This window comes from Stenotrophomonas sp. ESTM1D_MKCIP4_1 (genome assembly GCF_003086895.1).
GTDB lineage: Bacteria > Pseudomonadota > Gammaproteobacteria > Xanthomonadales > Xanthomonadaceae > Stenotrophomonas.
Genome location: NZ_CP026004.1, coordinates 194,408 through 217,841, shown reverse-complemented (window position 1 = coordinate 217,841; position 23,434 = coordinate 194,408). Strand labels below are relative to the sequence as shown.

22 protein-coding genes and 1 pseudogene are annotated in these 23,434 nt (G+C 65.5%); 11 read left to right on the top strand and 12 right to left on the bottom strand.

Going from position 1 to position 23,434, the window contains the following annotated elements:
* Positions 1-15: 15 nt before the first annotated feature.
* The gene (locus C1924_RS00930; protein WP_108763667.1) at positions 16-2,205 is read left to right on the top strand and encodes a TonB-dependent siderophore receptor; all 2,190 of its coding nucleotides are present in this window, start codon (positions 16-18) and stop codon (positions 2,203-2,205) included.
* A gap of 8 nt (positions 2,206-2,213) precedes the next feature.
* Complete coding sequence (gene pnuC, locus C1924_RS00925) at positions 2,214-2,771, top strand: nicotinamide riboside transporter PnuC (RefSeq protein WP_108766926.1); 558 nt, start codon at positions 2,214-2,216, stop codon at positions 2,769-2,771.
* A gap of 95 nt (positions 2,772-2,866) precedes the next feature.
* Here pnuC and C1924_RS00920 read toward each other — a convergent pair whose 3' ends face one another.
* Positions 2,867-3,841, bottom strand: a complete 975-nt coding sequence (locus C1924_RS00920; RefSeq protein ID WP_108763666.1) for a Dyp-type peroxidase — start codon at positions 3,839-3,841, stop codon at positions 2,867-2,869.
* A 252-nt stretch (positions 3,842-4,093) separates the two neighbouring features.
* On the opposite strand from C1924_RS00920, the gene C1924_RS00915 reads away from it, so the two are divergent.
* Genes C1924_RS00915 through C1924_RS00905 form a run of 3 tightly spaced genes read left to right on the top strand, consistent with a single transcriptional unit; the run spans position 4,094 to position 5,937 of the window.
* On the top strand, positions 4,094-4,825 hold the full coding sequence (locus C1924_RS00915; protein ID WP_108763665.1) for a hypothetical protein: 732 nt from the start codon (positions 4,094-4,096) through the stop codon (positions 4,823-4,825).
* Between the two features lie 12 nt (positions 4,826-4,837).
* Positions 4,838-5,341 carry a sigma-70 family RNA polymerase sigma factor gene (locus C1924_RS00910; protein ID WP_254051190.1) on the top strand — a complete coding sequence of 168 codons (504 nt, stop codon included), beginning with the start codon at positions 4,838-4,840 and terminating at the stop codon, positions 5,339-5,341.
* Positions 5,338-5,937 (top strand): hypothetical protein, encoded by a 600-nt coding sequence (locus C1924_RS00905; protein ID WP_108763664.1) that lies wholly within the window; start codon positions 5,338-5,340, stop codon positions 5,935-5,937. Before C1924_RS00910 ends, C1924_RS00905 begins: the two co-directional genes overlap by 4 nt.
* Positions 5,938-6,371: 434 nt before the next feature.
* Here the strand turns inward: C1924_RS00905 and C1924_RS00900 are convergent, their stop codons facing one another.
* Positions 6,372-6,947, bottom strand: a complete 576-nt coding sequence (locus C1924_RS00900) for an Ax21 family protein (protein WP_079224758.1) — start codon at positions 6,945-6,947, stop codon at positions 6,372-6,374.
* A 271-nt stretch (positions 6,948-7,218) separates the two neighbouring features.
* Here C1924_RS00900 and C1924_RS00895 point away from each other — a divergent pair, with 271 nt between their 5' ends.
* Positions 7,219-8,544, top strand: a complete 1,326-nt coding sequence (locus C1924_RS00895; RefSeq protein ID WP_108763663.1) for a chloride channel protein — start codon at positions 7,219-7,221, stop codon at positions 8,542-8,544.
* Here C1924_RS00895 and C1924_RS00890 read toward each other — a convergent pair whose 3' ends face one another.
* A complete protein-coding gene (locus C1924_RS00890) occupies positions 8,545-9,702 on the bottom strand; it encodes an MFS transporter (protein ID WP_159094729.1) in 1,158 nt (385 codons plus the stop codon).
* A 278-nt stretch (positions 9,703-9,980) separates the two neighbouring features.
* Positions 9,981-10,730: a pentapeptide repeat-containing protein gene (locus C1924_RS00885; RefSeq protein ID WP_159094728.1), complete on the bottom strand. Its 750-nt coding sequence runs from the start codon at positions 10,728-10,730 to the stop codon at positions 9,981-9,983.
* A gap of 424 nt (positions 10,731-11,154) precedes the next feature.
* Here C1924_RS00885 and C1924_RS00880 point away from each other — a divergent pair, with 424 nt between their 5' ends.
* Both C1924_RS00880 and C1924_RS00875 read left to right on the top strand, forming a co-directional pair.
* On the top strand, positions 11,155-11,421 hold the full coding sequence (locus C1924_RS00880; protein ID WP_108763660.1) for a hypothetical protein: 267 nt from the start codon (positions 11,155-11,157) through the stop codon (positions 11,419-11,421).
* A 135-nt stretch (positions 11,422-11,556) separates the two neighbouring features.
* Positions 11,557-12,252: a L,D-transpeptidase gene (locus C1924_RS00875; protein ID WP_108766924.1), complete on the top strand. Its 696-nt coding sequence runs from the start codon at positions 11,557-11,559 to the stop codon at positions 12,250-12,252.
* A 20-nt stretch (positions 12,253-12,272) separates the two neighbouring features.
* Here C1924_RS00875 and C1924_RS00870 read toward each other — a convergent pair whose 3' ends face one another.
* Both C1924_RS00870 and C1924_RS00865 read right to left on the bottom strand, forming a co-directional pair.
* Positions 12,273-13,133 (bottom strand): methylenetetrahydrofolate reductase, encoded by an 861-nt coding sequence (locus C1924_RS00870; protein ID WP_108763659.1) that lies wholly within the window; start codon positions 13,131-13,133, stop codon positions 12,273-12,275.
* On the bottom strand, positions 13,133-14,044 hold the full coding sequence (locus tag C1924_RS00865) for a LysR family transcriptional regulator (protein ID WP_108766923.1): 912 nt from the start codon (positions 14,042-14,044) through the stop codon (positions 13,133-13,135). The genes C1924_RS00870 and C1924_RS00865 overlap by 1 nt, the downstream gene beginning before the upstream one ends.
* 75 nt (positions 14,045-14,119) lie before the next feature.
* Between C1924_RS00865 and msuE the strand changes: the two genes are divergently transcribed.
* From msuE to C1924_RS00850, 3 genes are read left to right on the top strand one after another with little or no spacing between them, the layout of a single operon-like run.
* Positions 14,120-14,710 carry an FMN reductase gene (gene msuE, locus C1924_RS00860; RefSeq protein WP_108763658.1) on the top strand — a complete coding sequence of 197 codons (591 nt, stop codon included), beginning with the start codon at positions 14,120-14,122 and terminating at the stop codon, positions 14,708-14,710.
* 15 nt (positions 14,711-14,725) lie between these two features.
* Positions 14,726-15,703 carry a DUF1852 domain-containing protein gene (locus tag C1924_RS00855; RefSeq protein ID WP_108763657.1) on the top strand — a complete coding sequence of 326 codons (978 nt, stop codon included), beginning with the start codon at positions 14,726-14,728 and terminating at the stop codon, positions 15,701-15,703.
* A 42-nt stretch (positions 15,704-15,745) separates the two neighbouring features.
* Positions 15,746-16,777, top strand: a complete 1,032-nt coding sequence (locus C1924_RS00850) for a methionine synthase (protein ID WP_108763656.1) — start codon at positions 15,746-15,748, stop codon at positions 16,775-16,777.
* Positions 16,778-16,876: 99 nt separating this feature from the next.
* Here C1924_RS00850 and C1924_RS00845 read toward each other — a convergent pair whose 3' ends face one another.
* The 6 genes and pseudogenes from C1924_RS00845 to C1924_RS00825 all read right to left on the bottom strand — a co-directional run.
* Positions 16,877-17,266 carry a hypothetical protein gene (locus tag C1924_RS00845; RefSeq protein ID WP_108763655.1) on the bottom strand — a complete coding sequence of 130 codons (390 nt, stop codon included), beginning with the start codon at positions 17,264-17,266 and terminating at the stop codon, positions 16,877-16,879.
* A gap of 7 nt (positions 17,267-17,273) precedes the next feature.
* The gene (locus C1924_RS20490; protein WP_254051189.1) at positions 17,274-18,116 is read right to left on the bottom strand and encodes a S41 family peptidase; all 843 of its coding nucleotides are present in this window, start codon (positions 18,114-18,116) and stop codon (positions 17,274-17,276) included.
* A 39-nt stretch (positions 18,117-18,155) separates the two neighbouring features.
* Positions 18,156-18,608, bottom strand: a complete 453-nt coding sequence (locus C1924_RS20485; protein WP_254051188.1) for a hypothetical protein — start codon at positions 18,606-18,608, stop codon at positions 18,156-18,158.
* A gap of 167 nt (positions 18,609-18,775) precedes the next feature.
* A complete protein-coding gene (locus C1924_RS00835; protein WP_108763654.1) occupies positions 18,776-19,405 on the bottom strand; it encodes a hypothetical protein in 630 nt (209 codons plus the stop codon).
* A 365-nt stretch (positions 19,406-19,770) separates the two neighbouring features.
* The gene (locus C1924_RS00830) at positions 19,771-22,764 is read right to left on the bottom strand and encodes a TonB-dependent receptor (protein ID WP_108763653.1); all 2,994 of its coding nucleotides are present in this window, start codon (positions 22,762-22,764) and stop codon (positions 19,771-19,773) included.
* Positions 22,765-23,078: 314 nt separating this feature from the next.
* A pseudogene (locus C1924_RS00825) lies at positions 23,079-23,402 on the bottom strand (helix-turn-helix domain-containing protein); the annotation flags it as partial.
* Between the last annotated feature and the right edge of the window lie 32 nt (positions 23,403-23,434).

Sequence of the window (23,434 nt, the reverse complement as noted above, 5' to 3'; positions counted from 1 at the left end):
CAGAAGACGAACCGAATGAACCGCTGCCTGCGCCCCACCCTGCTCGCCCTTGCCCTCTGCGCCGCCCTGCCGCTGCACGCCCGCGCAGCCGAGGCATCCCCCGACGTGGACGCCACCGCCGCCGAGCGCTCGCCGACCGAACTGGCAGCGGTACGCGTGCAGGCCGGCAGACCGGCCGGCGATACCTCGCACGCCAATGCCTTCGGTGGCGGCAGCTGGCAGGACACGCCGGCCTCGGTGAACGTGCTCGACCGCGATTACCTTGATCGACGCCAGGTACGCTCGCTGTCCGAACTGGCCAGCAACGATGCCTCGCTGGGCGATGCCTACGCGCCGGTCGGCTACTACCAGAACATCGCCATCCGCGGCTTCGCCCTGGATGCGGCCACCGGCTACCGCTTCAACGGCCTGGCCGTTGCCGGCGAACAGCGCCTGGCCCTGGAGAACGTGCAGGAGGTGCAGATCCTCAAGGGCGAAGCCGGCCTGGCCGCAGGCGTGATGGCTCCGGGCGGCCTCATCAACTACGTGGGCAAGCGTCCGGCCGAAGTGCGCAACGTCACCCTGGCCACCGATTCGGAAGGCTCGCGCTATGTCGCCGCCGATGTCGGCCACTGGATCACGCCCCGGTTCGGCGTGCGCGTCAATGCGGCCTGGGATGCCAGCGAAACCTACGTCGAGCATGCCGAGGGCCGGCGCAATTTCTATTCGGTGGCGGCGGACTGGCTGATCGGCGAACGCGGCAAGCTGGAAGTGGATGCCAACTACCAGACCAGCTCGCAGCGTTCGGCGTCCGGCTACCAGCTGCTGGGGGCCAGCGAGCTGCCGCGTGGCGTCGACCGCGAGCACCTGCTCGGCTACCAGCCCTGGCAGCGCCCGGTGGATATCGCCAGCACCAACATCACTGCCCTGCACACCTACGATTTCAACGAGCGCTGGCAGTCGCGCGTATCGGTGGGCTACAGCCGTTCGGTCATCGATGACAACGTGGCCTTCGCCTACGGCTGCTACTACACCGCGCAGTGCGCCGATGGCAGCGTGCCGGGCAACTATTTCGCGCCCAATGGCGACTACGACATCTACGACTATCGCAGCCCGGACGACACCCGCCGCAACCAGCAGGCGCGCGCCGAACTGCGGGGCCGCTTCGACACCGGCAGCATCGGCCACGAGCTGACGGTCGGCGCCGACACCTTCCGCCGCACCGTTGATCGCCGCCCCAGCGTCAACGAGTACGTGGGCAGCGCCAACATCCACGATGCGCAGGTGCCGGTATACGACCCTTCGCCGCTGCAGCCGGGCCCGTCCGCACGCCGCCTGGACAGCCGCCAGACCGCCGTGTTCGCGCTGGATCGCATCCGCTTCGGCGATGACTGGCAGTGGCTGGCCGGTGGCCGCTTCGTGCGCCTGGATGAGCGCGCCTATGACAAGCGCGGCACCCCGCAACGGCACAGCCGCCTGTCGCGCTTCCTGCCGCAGACCGCGCTGGTGTGGAAGGCCAACGACCAGCTCAATGTGTACGGCAGCTACGTGCGCGGCATTTCGCTGGGCCAGGAAGCACCGTTCTGGACCTCCAATGCCGATGAATTCCTGCCGGCCGTGCAGTCGCGGCAGCTGGAAGTGGGAGTGAAGTACGTGCCGGTGCAGACGCTGACCGTGGGCGCGGCACTGTTCCGCATTTCCCAGCCCTACCAGTTCGCCCAGCCCGATGGCAGCGACGCCGGCTACACCTTCGTCCAGCAGGGCACGCAGACCCATACCGGCCTGGAACTGACCGCCAATGGCCAGCTGACCGATGCGCTGCAGATCGTGGCCAGCGCCAGCGTGCTGCAGGCGCGTGCGCGCGATGCCGGCACCCCGGTCTATGAAGGCCATCAGCTGGTGAACGTGCCCAAGGTGCGGGCCAGCGTGCACCTGGCCTACGCGCTGCCCTTCGTGCAGGGCCTGGACGTGACCGGTGGCTGGCGCTACGCCGGCGCCAACGTGGCCCGTGCCGATGGCAGCGTGCGCGCGCCGGACTATTCGGTGTTCGATGCCGGCCTGCGCTTCCAGCATCGCCTGCACGAACGGGCCGTCACCTGGAACCTGTCGGTGGACAACGTGTTCAACCGCTTCTACTGGCGCGATACCGGCAGCAGCGGCGGTGATTACTACCTGTTCCCCGGTGCACCGCGACAGGCACGCCTGTCGGTGACGTTCGCACTGTGAGCGGCGTCCTGCTCGAATGGACCGCCGCGCTGTGCAGCGTGCTTGGCGTCTGGCTGATGGCCCGGCGCCGGCTGGCGGCGTGGCCGGTGGGCCTGCTGTCGGTGGCGCTGTATGGCCTGGTGTTCGCCGAGGCCAAGCTGTATTCGGACACGCTGCTGCAGGTGGCCTTCGGTGGCTTCCTGGTTTACGGCTGGCTCAACTGGCGCCGCCACGCCGCCGATGAAGGCAGCATCCGCATCGTGCCGCTGCCACGCGGCACACTGCTGCGCGACCTGGCCATCGGCGTGTGCGGCGGCATCGCCCTGGGTGCGGCCATGCACAGCTTCACCGATGCAGCGCTGCCCTGGCTGGATGCCCTGCTGACCGGGCTGAGCCTGGTCGGGCAATGGTGGCAGGCGCGCCGGCACGTGGCCTGCTGGTGGGTGTGGATCGGTGTGGACGTGGTCTATGTGGGCACGTACCTGTTCAAGTCGCTGCACGTGACCGCGGCGCTGTACGTGTTCTTCCTGGGCCTGGCCGTGTATGGCCTGCGTGCGTGGAGCGCTGCAGCACGCACGCATCGGTAATGGCGCGGATCTACCGGTAGTCGCCAACCTTGGTTGGCGCGCTTCTGCCAACCAAGTTGGCATCTACCAGAGAGACATCCACGCGTGGCGTGGGGTCATCCGCCCAGGTCGGCCAGCACCTTGCGCGAGGGCGCGAAGAAGGTCACGCCGGTGGTGGCCGTCGAGAAATCCAGGATGCGATCGTGCAGCGGTGCCGGGTTGCCGATGAACATGCGCTCGAGCATGGTCTCGATCACCCACAGGCGGCGCGTATAGCCGATGAAGTACGTGCCGTACTCGCCACGGCCAGGGTTGGCGAAGGGCATGTTGTCACGCAGGATCTCATGCTCGCCGTCGGCATCTTCGATGGTGCACAGCGTCTTGTGCGATTTCTGCGCATCGGCCGGCGCATCGTCCAGTTCCATGTTGTTGTGCTTGGTGCGGCCGATGATCGCTTCCTGCGCCTCGGTCTTCTGCGCACGCCAGGCATCGAGGTTGTGCAGGTACTTCTGCACCACCACGTAGCTGCCACCCGCATGTTGCGGGTCTTCATCGCCGACGATCGTGGCCTCCGGCAGGGACAGCCCTTCCGGGTTGGCCGTGCCATCGACGAAGTCCAGCAGGTCACGGCCATCGAAGTAGCGGAAGCCGGCCACTTCATCCACCGTTTCCACCGCATCGCCGAAGGCCAGCAGCAGATTGCGCTCGAACGCCACGATCAGATCCTGGGTGCGTGCGCGGATGTGGTACAGCAGATCGCCCGGGGTGGACACCGCGGTGTGGGTAGCGCCCTTGATCTCGCGGAACGGCTTCAGTTCGCGCGGCGGCGTGCTGCCCACCAGCGCTGCCCATGCGCGGTGGCCAATGGCCACATTGCAGGTGAAGGTACGCTCGATCTCGCGGATGGCGGTGTTCTTGATGAGGTCATCGGTGCTGCCCAGCACCTCGCGCGCCCGGGCGATGGAATCGGCATCGTCCTTGACCTTCAGCACCAGGAACGCTGCGCAATGGGTCAACGGCGCGGTGATCTGCTGCGGCTCGTTGTCGAGCGTGTGGTTGAGGGCGGTGATCGGGGCGGGCTGGGAATTCATGGAACATCCTGCTGGCGTGGGGCGGGCACATCGCACATGGCGAGGTGCGGGCGATTCTAGCTGAACCCCCTGCTGATGGTGGAGCTGCAGTAGCGCCACGCCATGCGTGGCTGAGGAATGCATCCCCCTACGGCGTGGCGCGACTGAAGCGCATTGCCGGTGGCCACGCGTGGGCGATTCCAACGGAACCGATGTCAGGTTTTCTTCGCTGGCCCCGTCTTCAGTCTCCAATACACCCCGCCTGGAGCCCGCATGCACGCCACGGACATCGCCGCCCCCATCGCCCCGCCACGCCGACACTGGCCCACCCGGCGCCTGCTGCACTGGCTGGCACTGAGCGCGCGCCTGCTGCGGCGGGCGCCCCTGCGCCTGTTCCTGCTGGCCCTGCTGCCGATGCTGGTGGAGATCGTGCTGCAGTTCGGCGTGCCGGTGGCTGGCGTGGTGCTGTCCAAGCTGGTGGTACCGCTGTTTTCGATGTGGGCCCTGCTGATGCTGGATGCGTTCGTCCGTGACGGACGCTTCGCGCCGTTGCAGGCGGGCCGCCGCCTGTGCGCGCGCCCGGTGGCCGTGGCAGTGCTGGCCGTGCTTTCGGCGCTGGTCTTCGCTGGACAGGTAGCGATGGCCGGCGTGCTGGCCGGTCCCTCGGCGGCAATGGCCTTCGTTGTCGGCGACAGCGCAACGCTGGCGGGCTTGGTCAGCCGCCTGCAGATTGGCCTGGTGCTGGCCAGCGGCCTGCCGCTGGGCATGCTGCTGCTGACCACCGTGCCGCGTGTACTGCTGGATGGCATGACGGTCGCGACGGCCCTGCGCGACAACCTGCGCCTGCTGCGCGCAGGCTGGCGCCCGCTCGGGGCCTACCTGCTGCTCAACGCGGTGCTGCTGGTCGCGCTGCCCTACCAGCCATGGCTGCTGCTGCCCCTGCTGCTGCTCGGCTACGTATCCTATTGGGTCTACCGCGATGCGTTCGCGGATGACGTTGGCTGAGGAGCGGCACGGTTGGGCAATACGCTGTCCATGGATATCGCCGGGGTACTGCAGGCGCATTGGCCGATGCTGGTGCGCATGGCTGGCAGCTATGCGCGCGAGCCCGCCCGCCGTGATGACCTGCTGCAGGAAATCAGCATTGCCCTGTGGCAGGCACTGCCGCGCTGGCGTGGTGAAGAGGGCACGCTGCGTGCCTTCATTGCGCGGGTCGCGCACAACCGCGCGATGGATGCACTGGCCGGGGAACAGCGCCATCGCAGCAGTGCGCTGGATGACCGTCTGCCGGATCCGGATGCTGACCCGCTGCAGCACACCGCGCGCGCCCAGCAGCACGACAGCCTGCTGCAGGCCGTACGGCAGCTGCCACTGGGCCTGCGCCAGGTGGTGCTGCTGGCGCTGGAAGGCTTTTCGCAGCGCGAGATCGGCCAGGCCTTGGCACTGGAAGAGAACACCGTTGCCCAGCGCCTGAGCCGCGCACGTCGGCAACTTCGCGAACGGATGGGAGGCGCCCGATGAACCCGGCTACCGACAGCAACGAGTGGAGCGACCTGCAGGCGCTGTGGCAGCAGCAGCCCACCCTGCCGGCGGTGGATGTGGCCGCGCTGCAGCGCGAAGCCGCGCGTCGCAGCCGCTGGATCCGCCTGCGTTCGGCACTGGAACTGCTGGTCACGGCGATGGCGGTGGGCAGCTGCGTCCGCGCCCTGCTCGACCCGCGCCACCTGGTCGCCCCTGGGCTGCTGTGGGGCCTGATCGTATTCGTGCTGGCCGTGGCGGGCTGGATCTTCGTGCAACGCCGGCGGCAGTGGCGCAGCCATGGCCTGGCCCCGGCCGCACTGCTGGCCTTCGAGCGCCAGCGCGCGCGCATCTCGATGCAGATCTGGCGGCTCAACATCTGGCTGTCACTGGCAGTCTGGGGCGGGCTGGTGCTGCTGGCGCGCGATGCGATGCAGGCCGGCCCCGATGCCCCCGGCGCGCTGCCGCCGCAGACGTGGGCGCTGAATCTGTGGTTGAACGCTGCCGTGGTGCTGGGCGCCGCGTTGGCTGGCGCCTGGGCCGGACGGCGCCGGCAGCGGCGGTTGCAGCGGCTGGCCGAGCTGGAAGCACAGCTGTAGCGCCACGCCATGCGTGGCTTGGGTAGCCAGCGCGCTGCGCAGCCACGCGTGGCGTGGCTCTACTGCACACTTCAGGCGGAGGTTCTCCGGAAGCCGGGGAGCGCCACGCCATGCGTGGCTGGGGCAGCCAGCGCGCTGCGCAGCCACGCGTGGCGTGGCTCTACTGCACACTTCAGGCGGGGGTTTCCGGAAGCCGGGGAGCGCCACGCCATGCGTGGCTGGGGCAGCCCGAGCGCTACGCAGCCACGCATGGCGTGGCTCTACTGCACTTCGTAGCGCCACACCACAGTAGAGCGGCACCCGCCCAAGGTGGTATCCATCCGTCGCGAGGGACAGGAAAAAAAGAAGCCCGGCGCGAGGCCGGGCTTCGGGTGGCGTGCGGGAGAGAGAGAGAGAGCACACGCCGGTAACGCACTTTTACTGCACTGCTGTTCTTACCAGGTGAAGCGCGGGCCCACGAACCACTCGCGATCGCCGGCCTTGGCCAGCTTCACTTCGCCGCTCAGGCCCCAGTTCGGGGTGAACTTGGCGGTGGCGCCGACGCGGCCGTAGAACTCACCTTCCGGGTTGATACCGTGCTTCTTGCTGTAATCCTCGTAACCGGCCAGCGCGTAGCCTTCCAGGTTCGGGGTAAATGCCGTGCGCAGGCCCACTTCGGTGGAATAGCCGTTGAAGTCCAGGCCGTGCTTCATGTCGAACTTCTGGTACGCAACACGTGCCACCAGGTCGGTGTTCGGTGCGATGCCATAGTTGTAGCCGGCGCCGATGCGCCACTGGTCAACGTCGTTCTTGAAGGTGTCGGTTTCCTGCTTGCTGTAATCAGCGAAGACCGAGAAGTTCGGGTGCACTGCAACCGAGCCCTTCACGCCCCAGCCATCGGCGTCGCCGCCCTTGGCATCGGTGTTCACGTAACCGCCTTCGACATAGTTGTACGACAGGCCGTCAGCAGCCGATGCAGCGAACGGCAGTGCAGCCAGCAGACCCAGGGCGAGCAGCGAATTCTTGTTCATCGGGACACACCTTTAATTATTTTTGGTTTTGCCGGCCGCCTCCTCTCGGGAGAGAGGGAGAGAAGAGGCGGTCGACAGGTGTGAATTATCCGTTTGCTGGTGAAATCGACCCTGAATATTGAACTGACCAGTACATGAATAAGGTTCCTGTTCAGGGAACTCTGCGCGATTGTCATGACTTGCACCAACCTGCCTGTTTCACCGTGTCCGGCAAGGTCAACGGCCCCGCCTTCGGCTTTCGCCCGCTCTGCATGCGGGACATACTCACCGCATGATCGAGCCCCAACGAATCCCGGCCCGCCTGCTCGCGCAGCTGCGCAGCGAGGCCTGGCGCCGCCGTGCCGCGCTGTGGATCGGCGCTGTGGCGGTGGCCCTGGTCGCCATCCTGTTTGCCAAGGCCAGCGATGCAGCCTTTGCCGTGTTCCGGCGCATCATCGAGCACTCGCCCTGGTGGGCGCTGTTGCTCACCCCGGGCATCTTCGCGCTGCTGGCCTGGTTGACCAGCGGTGCGATGCGGCCCACGCGCGGCAGCGGCATTCCGCAGGTCATCGCCGCGCTGGACAAGCCCGATGAGGCATTCCGGAAAACCAATCTGTCCCCGGCGGTGTCGGCCGGCAAACTCCTGCTGACCTCGCTGTCCCTGCTGGGCGGCGCCTCGGTCGGGCGCGAAGGTCCGACCGTGCACGTGGGCGCCAGCCTGATGTACCTGTTCGGGCGCTGGTTCGGCTTCAAGGATCCGCGCGAACTGTCGCACTTCCTGCTGGCCGGCGGTGCCGCCGGCATCGCGGCGGCATTCAACACGCCACTGGCCGGCATCGTGTTCGCCATCGAAGAGCTGAGCGGCCGTTTCGAGCACCGTTTCTCCGGCACGCTGCTGACTGCGGTGATCGTGGGCGGCGTGGTGTCGCTGGGGCTGCTCGGTAACTACACGTATTTCGGCCATGTGAGCGCGCGCCTGCCGCTGGGCCAGGGCTGGTTGGCCATCCTGCTCTGTGGGGTGGTGGCCGGGCTGCTGGGCGGTCTGTTTGCCCGCATGGTGCTGGCCAGCGTGGCCGGGCGTCCGCGCTGGCTGGGCACGCTGCGCCAGCGCCACCCCGTGTTGCTGGCGGCGGCCTGCGGGCTGGTGGTGGTCGGCCTGGCGCTCGTGTTCGGCGAAGGCGCCTTCGGAACCGGCTACGAGCAGGCGCGCAGCCTGGTGCAGGGCCAGGCGGTGGTCGGCCATGAGTTCGGGCTGATGAAGCTGCTGGCGAACCTGGCGTCGTACATCGCCGGCATTCCGGGCGGCCTGTTCTCGCCCGCCCTGGCAGTGGGCGCCGGGCTGGGCCACAACCTTGCGGTACTGATGCCCGACGTCGACCCGCGCGCATTCGTGCTGCTGGGCATGTGCGCCTACCTCACCGGCGTCACCCAGGCCCCGCTGACCTCGGCGGTCATTTCGCTGGAATTGACCGACAGCGGCGATCTGCTGCTGCCGATCCTGGCCACGGTGCTCATCGCCCGTGGCGTGTCCGGGCTGGTGTGCCGGGTGCCGATCTACCGTGGCCTTGCAGAACAGCTGCTGCCGCCGCAAACGCGCACTGCCGAAGGCGGCACCTGATCAGCGTGCGTCGAACCGCTCGGCGCTGACCGGCGTGGCCCGTGCTGCCAGTACCAGCGCGGCGGCGGTCACGCAGGCCATCGCCACCCACGCCACACTGAGGTCGCCGACGGTGTCGCGGATCGAACCGGCCACGAAGGGCAGTACGCCGCCGACCAGATAGCCCACGCCCTGCACGAACGACACCAGGATGCCCGCCTTGGCCGGCTGTCGGCAGTGGTCCATCACCAGGATCAGGGTCATCGGGAACAGTCCGCCGATGGACAGGCCAAGCAGGCACATCATCAGCCACGGTACATACATCGGGGCCAGCCCGATCAGCACATAGGTCAGTGCGGTGGCCACCAGGAACATGCCCAGCAACGCACGGCGATCGCGGAAGCGTGGTGCCAGCCAGGAAACAAGGAAGCCACCGGCCACCTCGGACAGGCTCAGCGCCGCCAGCATGAACCCGGCTTCGTTCGCGCGCACGCCGGCTTCCATCATGTACGGCGCGATCCACGCCAGGCACAGCGTGTAGCAACTGCTGGACACGCAGAACAGCGCGACCAGCAGCCAGGTGCGCCCCTGCTGCCAGGGACGGAACGCGGTGGGTGCGGCAGCCGTGGCCGATGCGCCGCCCGCCGGTGAGTCGGCATGCCCGCTGTTGGGCAGCCACAGTGCGATGCCGGCCAGGGCCAGCAGCGCCCAGAACGCCATCGTGCCCTGCCAGTCCAGCCATTGCAGCAGCGTGGATGCGCTGGCCGCTGCCAGTGCCGCGCCACCCATGATCATGCTCACGTACAGGCCCATCAGCAGGTCGACGCGGTGCGGGAAACGGGTCTTGATGTAGCCGGGAATGAGTGACTGCACGATGCCGATGCCCAGGCCCGCAGCAATGCTGGACCCCATCAGCCACAGCGGTTCATGCGAGGCCAGCTTGGCCAGCGCCGACGCGGCAGTAAGGGCCATGCCTATGGCCACGCCACGCCGGTAGCCCATGCGATAGACCAGGCCGCCGGCCATGGCGATCAGGCCCATGGCCATCATCGGCAGGCTGGTCAGCCAGCCGATCTGTTCAAAGCTCATGCCATTGCTGGCACGGATGGAATCGGTGAGCAGGCTGACCACGGCCAGCACGGGGCGCAGGTTGAGGCCGACCAGCAGGAGGGCCAGCACCGGGACCAACCCGGGACGCGAAGTTGCAGGTGATTTCATGTAGTGCGGCCGCAGGCATGCGGCCGGTATTCCTTGGTTGGATCTTTACGGGGCCCGTGTGGCAGGCGGCGCCTGGCCGGGCAGGCATTCAGTGTGGATGGCCGCAGATGCGTCCTCTTGCGAGGAAGGAACATGCGCAGGCGCACGATCGGCCGCGATGGAAGGCCATCGGCGCGCATGATAACAAACGTGGCTCATGGGCCTGGAGCCGCCCATGGCGCGGACAGGGGCAGCGGCGTCTAGGAGCGGTCCGACAGCCGCTGCGCCAGTCGATCCCACGCCGTCATCAGCGGATCTTCCGCTGCCGGCGGCGTCACCACGTCCACCTGCTGGCCGCTTTCATCCTCGAAGCGGATGCCCGCATTCCCGTAACACGCGGCCAACTGCTCCTCGCTGGGCCGACTGCCGACGAACACTGCCTTGTGCAGATCGCACCCCTTGAAGCTGGCGCCATCGAAACTGCAGCGCACGAAACGCGCCCGCGAAAAATCCGTCCCTGAAAGGTTGGCATTGCGGAAATCGCAATCGGTGAAGGTGGCGTTGGAGGCACACTTGAGCAGCTTTGACTGCACGAAGCTGCATCCATCGAACGCACCGCACAGCTCGACCTGGTTGAACGAACAGAGATCGAAACGGCAGGCAACGCATGACTCCGAAACGCTTCCCATCGCCACACCCGTGAAATCACAGTCCACCAGGATGGCGTTGACCAGGAAGGTCGGTCCGTCGCTGGGCTGCGCATGGGAAAGATCGATCGACTGCAGATTCTGGTACTGCGGAATCGGATAGGGAAACCCGCGGTAATCCCGTCGGCCGTCGATGGTTGTCCCGAAGGGCGAAGATTCCCAATGGCGGTTGACGATGGTCTTGTCGCGCCAATCATCCTTGTGCCGGGGGTTGGACAGATGTGGCACAAGAGCCGGCGTCCAGCGTGCGCGCAGCACCGCGATTTCCTTCTTCGGCAACGGTGTGAGGCGCGAGGCGGCCATGCATCCATCCATGAGGCAAGGGCGCGCAGTCTAGCAGGTGGCGGAGCGGCTTCAGGAAGCCACGCGGATGGTGCAGCCACGTCTGTGCGTGCGGAAAAAACGATGCGCGAACGTCGTTTCCCTGCGCAGTTCATCAGGCTATCAGCCACCACGCTCTACGCACAAACGCATCCCGGCGAAGCGTCGCTCGCGATGCCATGCAGATGTACATCCGGATGACGTCGCGCAACGAACACACCGCTCATTCAGGGGTGATCGGCGCTAGCACAGGCCCGCCTCAGACAGCTGAATTCGCGGCAAATTCAACCTGACTGCGCGTTCTTCACGCTGCTTCCACGTCTTCCAACTGCAGCTGAAAAGGCATTCATGGAACTAACAAAAAGCCCGCTATATTCCAGACTCCCCAGACGAAGGAGGGAATGCAATGACCCTTTCCACACAGCACCTGAAAATCGCTCGTCCCCTCGGCGTGGCAATCCTTGCCCTCAGCCTCGGCGCGTGCGCCAGCTACAAAGAAGACTTCGCGAAGGTCAACTCGCGCCTCGACGCGCTTGACGTGAAGGTGCAGGGCGCGGCGCAGAGCGCCGAGTCCGCCAACCAGTCCGCACAGCAGGCCAACCAGCGCCTGGACCAGATCGAAGGTCGCGTGCAGCGCCTGGAAACCGCACCCCGCCGTACCCCGCGCGGCTAAGCGGAACAGGGAACCAGTGGTCTCCCCCGGCCACTGGTTCCCTTGCATCATCTGCAACTGCGTAACTGCAATCACCCGAGGATCCGCGCCATCCGTACGTTCACTTCCCCCGCAATCCGCACCGCCTGCGCCGCGCTGACCCTCGCGCTGGCACTGGCTGGTACCGGCGTGGCCAGCGCCAAGGGCGCCAAGGATGTCGCTACGCCATCCACCGCCGCCGTCGATGAGCTCCCGCAGGGCCAGGAAGTGTCCGACACGGTGATCGAACTGGCCGGCTGGGTGGTTGCCAGCAGGGACAGCGAAGGCTATCCGTTCGCGATCATGGACAAGGCCGCCGCACAGGTGCTGATCTTCGGCAGTGACGGCAAGCTGCGCGGCGCGGCACCGGCACTGTTTGGTTCGGCCAAGGGCGACCATTCCGCACCCAACGTTGCCAAGGTCGCGCTGAGCGCGATTCCCGGCCACGACCGCACCACCCCTGCAGGCCGCTTCATCGGTGGCTACGGCCCTTCCGACGACGCTGGCCGCGTGTTGTGGGTGGATTACGATTCGGCCGTCTCGATGCATCCCCTGCCGCCGGGCACCCCGAAGGAGAAGCGCGCCGAACGGTTGGCAACACCCACGCCGGACGACAACCGTGTGACCCACGGCTGCATCAACGTCAGCGCCAACTTCTATGAGCAGGTGGTGCAGTCCACGTTCGAGAAGGGTGGCGTGTTCTACGTGCTGCCGGACAAGGACTCGCTGGAAAAAACCTTCCCCGAATTCGCGCAGAGCCGCGCGAAAGCAGAGCACGAAGGCAGCAGGGACGCGCACTCGGCCAGCAAGTGAGGTCTTGCGCACCCGGCTGACTAAGGATCCGCACGCTGCCGGTACTGCGCCACCCAGTCCAGCGACGGCGCGATGCCGCCGAACGGGAACAGGTGCGGGCTGACCTGCCCGTGCGCGTCGGTCAGTCCGGCCACCAGCCGATCCACGAAGACATCCGGCCCGGCCGTGCCCAGCAGCCGGCCGATCGAAATGCCGTACCGGGCCAGCATCGCCGTGCTGGCCCCCACACCGCACATGGCCGCATAGCGCAGCAGCCGGGAAACACTGGCCGGCCCCGGCACGCCCACCAGTACTGGATGACCGAGGCCACGCGCCCGCAGCGCGTCCAGCCAGGCCAGCACGGTATCGGCGTCGAACGCGAACTGGGTGATGATTTTCGGCGTCATGCCGCGTGTCTGGATGGACTGGCACTTGTGTTCCAGCACCCGCCAGCGCGCGGCGGCATCCATCACCGGATGGCCTTCCGGGTGCCCACCCACGGCCACGACCCGGATGCCGGCGCGCTCGAGAATGCCGGTGTCGATGACCGATGCACTGTCAGCGAAGGGACCGGCGGGCGTGGCCAGATCGCCAGCGATCAGCAGGCACTGCTCAACACCGGCCTCACCCACCGCCCGCGCGATGAAGCGCTCAAGCGCCGCCTGCGAGCCGATGCGGCGGGCAGACAGGTGTGGCATGGGCTGCAGGCCCACTTCACGCACCGCGCGTGCCGCTGCCAGCCGCGCCTCATCGTCTTCGCTGGCCAGGTAAGGAATGGAGATCGTCGTACCGCGCGCGATGCGGCCGGCTTCGGCGCGCAGCGCGGGCATGGCCTTCGCGCTCACTTCCAGCGAGCAGGCGTCGATGAAGGCGCGTGCCGCCGGCCTGGAACCTGCGGACATCACTTCTTCCCGCGCAGCGGGCCGGCCCGGGAACTGCCCCGCGCCAGTTCCACGAACGCCTGCAGGTAATCAATGCCGGTGTCGGCCTCGCGCGCGCCCAGGTAGATCTGCTTGGGGATGCCTTTGGCGCCCAGACGCACCGGCACCACGTCCATCCGCGCGGCGTACTCTTCCACCAGCCAGCGCGGCATGGCCGCCACGCCGCGGCCGCTGGCCACCATCTGCATCATGATGTCGGTGGTTTCGATGGCCTTGTGCCGGCGCGGGGTGACCCCGGCCGGCAGCAGGAACTGGTTGTAGATGTCCAGGCGCTCGAACGGCACCGGGTAGCTGATCAGCACTTCCTGGGAAAGCTGCCGGGGCTTTACGTAGTCCACCTTGGCCAGTGCGTGGTTGCTGCCCACCACCAGTACCTGCTCGTAATCGAACACCGGCACGAACGTCAGGCCAGGCTTCAGCAGCGGGTCGGGCGTTACCAGCAGGTCGATCTCGTAGCCGAACAGCGCGCCGATGCCACCGAACTGGAACTTCTGCTTCACATCCACATCCACGTCCGGCCAGGCCGCCAGGTAGGGCGAGACGATCTTCAGCAGCCACTGGTAGCAGGGATGGCACTCCATGCCGATGCGCAGCGAGCCGCGCTCGCCCTGGGCGAACTGGCCCAGCCGCTCTTCGGCCAGATCCAGCTGCGGCAGCACCCGGTTGGCCACCGCCAGCAGGTACTGGCCGGCCTGGGTCAGGCGCAGGCTGCGGCCTTCGCGCAGCCAGACATCGGTGCCCAGCTGCTGTTCCAGCTTCTTCATGCTGTGGCTCAGGGCCGACTGGGTGAGGTTGAGCACGCCGGCGGCGGCGGTGAGCGAGCCCTGCCGCTCAACCTGCTGCACGATGCTCAGGTGGATGCGTTCCAGCATGTCGATGAACACCATTCATGGATACGTGAAGTAAAACCATTTTACGTCATGGAATGCCCTGACTAGCATCGGGTCATGCTTTCCCCCGACCGCCCTCTCCGTATCGTCGCCGTCTCCGGTGGCCTGCAGCGCCCTTCACGGGCCGCCACGCTGTGTGAGCACCTGCTGGACCTCATCGGCGAACACGTCCCCAGCGAACCGCAGCTGATCGAACTGGGCCAGCTGGCCCCGCAGCTGGCCGGTGCGCTGTGGCGCTCTCAGCTTCCTGACCCCGCAGAACAGGCGCTGGCCACGGTCGAACAGGCCGATGTGCTGGTGGTCGCCACCCCGGTCTACCGCGGCTCGTACACCGGGCTGTTCAAGCATTTCTTCGATTTCATCCACCAGGATGCGCTGGTCGACACCCCCATCCTGCTGGCCGCCACGGGCGGCAGCGAGCGCCACGCATTGATGATCGACCACCAGCTGCGGCCGCTCTTCAGCTTCTTCCAGGCGCGCACGTTGCCGCTGGGCGTCTACGCCACGGACAAGGATTTCGCCGATGGCCGCGTGCATGACCCGGCCCTGCAGCAACGGGCACTGCTGGCGGTGCAGCGCGCGCTTCCCCTGCTCGCACTGTCCCGGCGCGTGGCGCCTGCGGACAGCGAAATTCTTGAAGCCTTCTGAACCGGACCCTCGCCGATGACCACCGACGCTTTCACCTTCCAGATCACGCGCATCCCGTTCAACGAGGATTACCAGCCGGCCGACGGCACGCGCATCACCACCAACTTCGCCAACCTGGCACGCGGTGCCTCGCGCCAGGAGAACCTGCGCAACACCCTGGGCATGATCAACAACCGCTTCAACGATCTGGCGCACTGGGACAACCCGAATGCCGATCGCTACGCGGTCGAGCTGGACATCATTTCGGTGGAGATGCACATCGATGGCGCCGAGGGCAGCGATCCGTTCCCGCTGATCGAAGTGCTGCGCCCGACCATCGTCGATACCCACACCGGCACGCGTACCGAAGGCATCGTGGGCAACAACTTCTCCTCCTACGTGCGCGACTACGATTTCAGCGTGGTGCTGCCAGCCAGCAACGAAGGCCGGGCCACGTTCGGCATTCCCGAAGGCTTTGGCGATCTGCACGGCAAGCTGTTCAAGCACTTCCTGGACTCGGATGCCTACCACGCCCATTTCAGCAAGGCGCCGGTCATCTGCATCAGCGTGTCCAGCAGCAAGACCTACCACCGCACCGAGAACCACCATCCCATCCTGGGCGTGGAGTACCGCCAGGGCGAGTTCTCGCCCACCGACCAGTACTTCGACAAGATGGGCCTGCAGGTGCGCTACTTCATGCCGCCGGGCAGCGTTGCCCCGCTGGCCTTCTACTTCCAGGGCGACCTGCTGGGTGATTACTCGAACCTGGAACTGATCGGCACGATCAGCACCATGGAAGCCTTCCAGAAGATCTACCGGCCGGAGATCTACAACGCCAATTCGGTGGCCGGGAAGGTCTATCAGCCCAGCCTGAAGCACCAGGATTACTCATCCACCCGCATCGTCTACGACCGCGAAGAGCGCAGTCAACTGGCAGTCAAGCAGGGCAGGTTCACGGAAGAGCACTTCATCAAGCCCTACCGGGCCGTGCTCGAACAGTGGGCTGCCCGCTGATCCACCGCTTCTCCCTCCCCAGGACACAAGACCCCGCACACGATGAAGAAACTACTGCCCACCTCCACCGCTGGCAGCCTGCCCAAGCCCTCCTGGCTGGCCGAGCCTGAAAAGCTCTGGTCGCCCTGGAAACTGCAGGATGACGTACTGACCGAAGGCAAGCAGGATGCGCTGCTGTTGGCGCTGCAGGAGCAGCAGCTGGCCGGCATCGATATCGTCAGCGACGGCGAGCAGACGCGGCAGCACTTTGTCACCACCTTCATCGAACACCTCGATGGCGTCGATTTCGACAAGCGCGAGACCGTACGCATCCGCAATCGTTACGACGCCAGCGTGCCGACCGTGGTGGGTGCGGTCAGCCGCCCGAAGCCGGTGTTCGTCGAAGATGCAAAGTTCCTGCGCAGCAAGACCACGCAGCCGATCAAGTGGGCCCTGCCCGGCCCGATGACCATGATCGACACGCTGTACGACGCGCACTACAAGAGCCGCGAGAAGCTGGCGTGGGAGTTCGCGAAGATCCTCAACGAGGAAGCGAAGGAACTGGAAGCCGCAGGCGTGGATATCATCCAGTTCGACGAGCCTGCCTTCAATGTGTTCTTCGACGAAGTGAACGACTGGGGCGTGGCCACCCTGGAGCGCGCGATCGAAGGGCTGAAGTGCGAAACCGCCGTGCATATCTGCTACGGCTACGGCATCAAGGCCAACACCGACTGGAAGCAGACGCTGGGCTCAGAATGGCGCCAATACGAGGAATCGTTCCCGAAGCTGCAGAAATCCAGCATCGACCTCATCTCGCTGGAATGCCACAACTCGCACGTGCCGATCGATCTCATCGAACTGGTGCGCGGCAAGAAGGTGATGGTGGGTGCAATCGACGTGGCCTCCAGCACGGTGGAAACGCCTGAGGACGTGGCCAACACACTGCGCAAGGCACTGCAGTTCGTCGATGCCGACAAGCTCTACCCGTGCACCAACTGCGGCATGGCACCGCTGTCGCGCGAGGTGGCGCGCGGCAAGCTGCGTGCACTCAGTGCCGGCGCGCAGATCGTGCGCGAGGAACTGGCCGGGCGTTGACGCAGCGTCGAGCGTGCTCGACTGCCTTCGGCTCTGCCCTACCGTAGCGTCGAGCTTGCTCGACTGCCTTCAGGCAAGAAACCACGAGCAGGCTCGACGCTACACTCCACCGGCCGCAGCGCACGCCTGGCAGAGATCATGGCGGATTCTGCTGATTCCCCAGACCTGCCGAGTGCTGTCATAGCGGAAACAGACATCAGTCCCCGGCGAATCCTGGAAACGGAAGCGGATGACCTGCGTGGCCACGCCATTCACCTTGAACGTGGCGCTGTACGTCCCGACCGTCTTCAGCACGGCAAACGACACCAGCGTATCCGGAGACAGCACGCCCATCTGGTAGCCGTTGCTGAAGGAAACGTCATGCTTCTGCCCCGGCTTGCCAGGTGTACCGCCGCTGATGCAGGCCAGCGACTCATCACCCATGATGGGTGTGGAGGCGTGTGCGAACGGTACCAGCAACATCAGGACGGCAAGCGCAATGGTCTTCACGCACCATCTACCGGGTGGCTCGCAGCCACGCTGCGGCTGCAGTGATCGCGTCCTGCTCGGCGGCAACAGGCATTTCGGGCCGGATCCCATCTGGATACGCGGCTCCATCGCGGTCAACCATCTGCGCGACGGTCAATTGCAGGCCACCGCCATCAGGAAGGTCATAGGTCTGGTTGGAGGTCGCCAACCCGGCCGTCTTCTGGCCGAGAAAGCGCGTGGCAAGCCGGCCCCTGAACGCAACGGCCACTGCTTCGCCGGAACTTGCAGTCCTGGGGCCGACCAGCACCGCCACCGGGTGATGGGAGAAGTCACCCTCACACGCATGGGTGGGCCTGGGCCGCCAACGGATGATCCGCCCGTCTCTGTCACGCAGGCCGCCAATGTCGCCGTTGCCGAGCAGCGCGTGCAACCCATTCACCATCGGCCACATGTTACCGCCGGTGTCCCGACGCAGATCGACGATCCATCCGCGCGTTGCAGAGGGCGCCAGCGCAGCAATCGTTTCGCAGAGCTGCGTGCTGAACGCCGCACTGGCTTCGGCACCCATTCCCCGCAGGCCCGGCACCAGCACATAGCCGACGCCATCGACGGCCTTCGATTGGATCGGCTCTGAAGCGACTGCGGTAGTGCGCGTGGTGGAGACCTGTCGCGGCACCTGCAGGAAACTATGGTGGTCTGCCAGCGCAGCCAACACACCACGTAGCTTGCCGTAGGCCTCCATGGCAGGAAGCTGCTTCATTTCCGGCACAAGCAGCGCCTTCTCCTGTGCGGCCCAATCGACGTTGTCAGCGTTCAGCGCATGGGCCCGGAGGATGGGCAGCACGTAGGCCGCCATGTCATAGGCGGACACGTCGGTGGACGTGGGCGTTTGCGCCACCAGCGTCAGGTGCTAGACATCGATGCGGCCCGCGCTGCTCAGTGTGGCGCCGAAACTGATGCGCGTCGCAGCGGATGGAATGTACAACCAGATTTCCCGCTCCTGCGGCCCATCGCCCTTGCGCACCGGGGTCAGGCGTGCGGTGGTCGTGAAGGCCACCCGCCCGTCGGCTCCATCCGCACGCAACCACAGGGCACCCGCACCCGCACCATCGGCCACTGCCAATGCGCCGGCCAAGCGTACTTCCCTGTCACGGAACGCGCCGGCATCCAACGATGTGACGGCGCCGACAAACCCGGCATCGCCTGTAGAGGTGCCGGACGCCGCGAAGGCGCTGCCACCTGCTGTCAGCACATCGCCTGATCCATGGACAACGGAGCCGCTGGCAGCGCCCTTCCAGTCCGTCGCCACCGATGCGTCGGCACTGGACAACGCCAACAGACAGAGAAACACAGCACGCCGCATGGTGCACATCCTTGTACAGGCCAAAGCTGCATCGTAATACGTGCGCAGTACAGAGACCAACGCCGCCGGTAGCGCAGGGCAATGTCCCCCGGCCTGTCACGTCTGCGCTACTCGAAAAACTGCCACTGTGCGCGATTTCGCTGCAGCTTCGCCACCCACGAAGCGATTCAGTATCTAGTTAGTCCGGCATCTCTCAGTGTCTGCAGAAGCTCGTAGGCAATCTGCCTGGAGCTGTGCATCTCAACTCCCTGCATCGCCTGCATGCCATGTACGCTAGACGCCTCCCAACCAAGACTATTACCCCGAGTAAGCGACGCATAGGCTTGGCCAAGGTCTGGGTCAACGTGCGCTCCACCGTCCTTGTTTGTGAGTGCAAGCACGAGATCCTTACGGCTAAATCTCTCACCTGCACTATCTAGGATTACAATCTCTCCCCACCAATCTCCGAAAGATACCTTTGGACGCTGGCGGCTGGGAGGGCCATCTCCAAGCGGAGCGTGATAATTCACCCCGTTTTTGTCAGCTCTGAAATTAACCAGTCCGCTATGGCTCAAAAGATTTTTATGGCTGAGCGGATTCGCCGTATTCACATAGGCGAGCTTCTCTTTCTCTCCAAGCAGCCCGAGAAGGGATTTTGACCTAGCCGTGTCATGCAGCAAGACTCGTACTGTAGCTGCGAGCCGCTTTGCCTCTCCATGAAAACCCCCATCAAAAGCTGCAGCAGATGAGATCAAGAAGCGAACATGGTCATCCAGATGTTGCTTCAGTTCCTCTTGCGTCTGCTCAACCTTACTCATATCGAAACCCTGTCAGATTAATTTAACTAGCACTACTTTTACGGGCGGTTTGACGCATGGCTCAGAGAGCGCGTCAGCGTAACCGATTGGCCACTCTAGCGAGTTGGCGCGCGTCTGACCTGAGTGAGCGGTTCTCTCTCACAGCCCCAAAGTGCGGAATTCCCAGTGAAATCCAAGAGCACGCCCCGCCGGATGGGAATCAGCCACGCTTGGTCGTAGCGTTGAGCATGCTCGGCTCACCCCGCAAACAGCCGTCGAGCAAGCTCGACGCTACGCATGGCTTCAAGACCATGGCAGCGCCGGGCCATGCCCGGCGGCTTCGTAGCGTCGAGCGTGCTCGACTAGTCCGTAGGGTCGAGCTTCCCTCAGTAGTCGTAGCTCACGCTCACCCGCAGCGAGCGCGGGGCCTGGCGCACCGTTGCCGCCCCGTACAGCGGGTCCGGCTGCCCCGGGTCCAGCTCGGAATACGGCGATTTCCACAGCGCCACCTGGCTGTTGAACACATTGAACACATCCAGGTTGAAGCCCAGCCGTCCCTCTGCGGCCGCAGGCCGGTAGGACACGCCGAGATCCAGCTGCTTCAGCCACGGCAAGCGCCCCTGGCTGCCCGGAGGCGCCGGCTGGCCGTTGTAGAAGTGGTAGGCAATGCCATAGCCGGAGGGATCTTCAAAGTCCGGGCCATAGGAACCCAATGCGCTGAAGGGCGTACCGGAGAGCAGCTTGAGGTTGGCCGAGACCAGCCATTCCGGCGTCAGCTGGTAGTACCCGTGCAGCTTGAACTGATGCGTGTGGTCGTTGCTCTGCGGGCCGTTGGTGTGCTCCATCAGCTGCGCGTAATCCCAGGCCTGCGTGGTCGATACCGCGGTCTGGCCAATGCCTGACAGCAGCTGGCCTTCGGTGGTGCCGTAGCTGCGCGACCAGGTGTAGTCCGCGCGCCCGTACCAGCGGCCATCGAACGGATGCTCCAGCGACAGGTTCACGGCGTAGTAGTTGCGCTTGAACTTCGGGAAGCCCATTTCGGCGTTGGTCAGCGGCACGCTCACGTAGTTGCCGCTGGTGTCGACCAGGTTGAAGGTGTTCGCACGGCCAGGGTTGATCAGCCAGCAGCTGACCGGATTGCTGTCCTTGGTAACGTTGTAGCCCAGGCTGCTGGCCTTGCCGAGCACTGCATCGATATCGCAGTAATCATCCACGCCGCTGCGCAGGACGCGATAGGTCGCCTTCGCGCCGTACACCCAGTCCTGTCCCAGTGCCTTGGTGAAGCCCAGGATGAACTCATCCTGGAAGGACGGCTTGATGCCGGAGGTCGCCACCGTCTTCGCATCCGGCAGCAGGCCGTAGTTGTTGTTGGATGAGACCGCGTCGGAGAACTGGGTGAGGTCGGTCGGGTAGCCGTTGCTGTCGATGCCACCGTAGGTGTAGTACGTGGAGGTGGCCAGCGTTGCGCCGGCCGCGTTGAACGCCGGATTCAGCGGCAGCGCCAGGTAGTAGCGCCCCACGTTGCCGAATACCTTGAAGCGCCCATCGCCGCCGACGTCCCAGCTGAAGCCCAACCGGGGCGCCCATTGGCCACTGGTCTGCTTGATGTAGGCATCGCCATCGCGGTTGTAGTTGGTGAACTGGTCCAGGCGCAGGCCCAGGTTCAGCAGCAGGCGATCGGTCACCTGCCAGTTGTCCTCGATGTACTGCGCCCGCTGCGAGGCCCGCACCGAGGCCAGCGCGCTGTAGATGTACTGGCGCACGTAGTAGCCGTCCTGGCCATTGCGGATGCCGCCGGTGGCCGGCACACCCAGGCCGGTATTGATGGGTACGTTCGGGTTGGACTGGCCATAGATCCAGTAGTAGCCATCGGCCGACGCCACCGAACCCCGGTTGAGCGCGCGCGCGTTCTGGTTGTCGATGCCCACCGTGATGCTGTGGTCACCCCAGACATAGTTGGCATCCAGGCGCAGGTTGTTGCTGCGGTTGCCGCGGTCGGGGTTGACCAGCAGCGACGTGGTCTGCGCATTGGTGATCGGCGTACCGCCATTGAGGGCCGGGTTCTGCAGGTTGGCGCTGTTGATGTAGGTCAGGCTGCCGTCGTAGGCGGGATTGCCGATGTAGTCATCGGTCTTCATCTCACCGTACTGCGCACTGACGGTGAGGCGGTCGGTCAGGTAGCCGGTGTACTTGGCCGTCCACAGGTCGCCGCCGGTCTTGGTGGTGTCTTCCTTGCCGCGCTGCGCGCCACGGGCCAGCGTGTCGTAGTCGTAGGCGAAGATGTCGCCGCGGAACACGTTGCGGCTTGAGGCGCCGGTCAGCTCCAGCAGGTGGTTGTCGGTGATGTTCCAGTCCAGCTTGGCGTACCAGCGCGGACGGTTGTACTCATACTTCGAGTAGGAATTGGTCGCCTCGACGTTCTTGACGTCGGTGCCTTCGCGGCGCTCCAGTTCGTAGGAACCGAAGAAGAACAGCTTGTCTTCAATCAGGGGGCCGCCGGCGTAGATGCTCTGCGTGGTCACCCACTCGCGGTCCTTGCTTTCCGGCGAGTACAGCGCGCCGTTGCCGGGGTAGCGCACGTCGTCCTTGTCCGAGCGCGTGGAGGCCGGTTCCCAGGTGAACTGCCCACCGAAGTGCCAGTCATTGGTGCCACGCTTGCCCACGGCATTGATGACACCACCATCGGAGCGGCCGTACTTGGCGCTGTAGCCGCCGGTATAGATTTCCTGCTGGTCGATGCTGCCATAGGGCAGGGTCAACCCGCCCAGGCCACGCAGCGGATCGGTGCTGTTGAAGCCGTTGATGTAGTACGCGTTTTCAGCCGCCGACGAACCGCCGAAACTGACCAGCTGCACGCCGGTCGGGCCGGCATAGCTGCCGTTGCCACCGTTGCCGACCACGCCCGGTGCGAGCTGGGCGATGGCCTCGGCCGAGCGGCCCAGCGGCAGGCGCTGCAGCTGCTCAGCGGTGATCACTGTGCGGGAATCCACGCTGCTGACGTCGATGGCAGCCGCCGCGCGATCGGCGCTGACCTGCACGCCATCCAGGCGCGTGACCTCACCGAACGACACCTCGGTGCTGGTACCCACCGTCAGCGCAACGCCCTCACGGGTCTGCAGCACCTTGCCGTCGGCATCGCGTGCTTCCACCGAATAGCGGCCCAGCGGCAGCTGGCCGATGGTGTAGCGGCCACGCGCGTCCACCGTCACTTCACGGGTGAGGCCGGTGTCGCTGCGGACGAAGATGCGCTGCGCCGAAGGAGGCGCGAGGCCGGCGATGGCGCCGGTGGTGGACTGGGCATGCAGTGCGGGGGACGCGGTGGCAAGCAACACCGCCAACGCCAGCAATCGCGGGCGCAGTGAGGAACGAGCAGTGATCATCGAGGAACGTACGGGTAGTGGGGGAAGCGATGCCTGCACGACGCCACGGGCGCCGCAGACATTGCAGGTTCATTAACCCCGCTCGCGCCCCAATGCAGAAATGCCGAGTGGTTATCTGCTGTTGGCCGATGGCCATACCCGGGCGGCCGGGTGGCCGCTGTCACCCGACGCGGTCAGCCGTGCGGCACTTCGTCAGGCACGGCGCGTGCGGCAGCCTTGCCTGCCGCTGCCCGGCCCGCCTTGGCCGGCCTGCGCGGCTTCGCGCCACCCGGTGACGCATCGCAGGCAGGCTCCATGGGTGGCAGCCGCTGCTCATGCTGCCGGTAGTTCTCTCCCCATTCCCGCAGGCTCAGCATGACCGGGGCAAGGGTACGTGCAAGCGCGGTCGCCTCATACTCGACGCGGGGTGGCACTTCTGCATACACATGGCGGTTGATCAGGCCATCGGCTTCCAGCTCGCGCAGCTGCAGTGTCAGCATGCGCTGTGTCGCCGTGGGAATAAGCCGCGTCAGCTCCATGAATCGCTTCTTTCCAGTAAGCACATGGAACAGCAGCAGCGGCTTCCACACGCCACCGATGACGGACAGTGTCAGCTCCACGGCGCAGCCGCTCTTGGGGTCCAACCGGTTGGTACGCATGCGTCGTCTCCACGCCTGATAGGCACACGGAT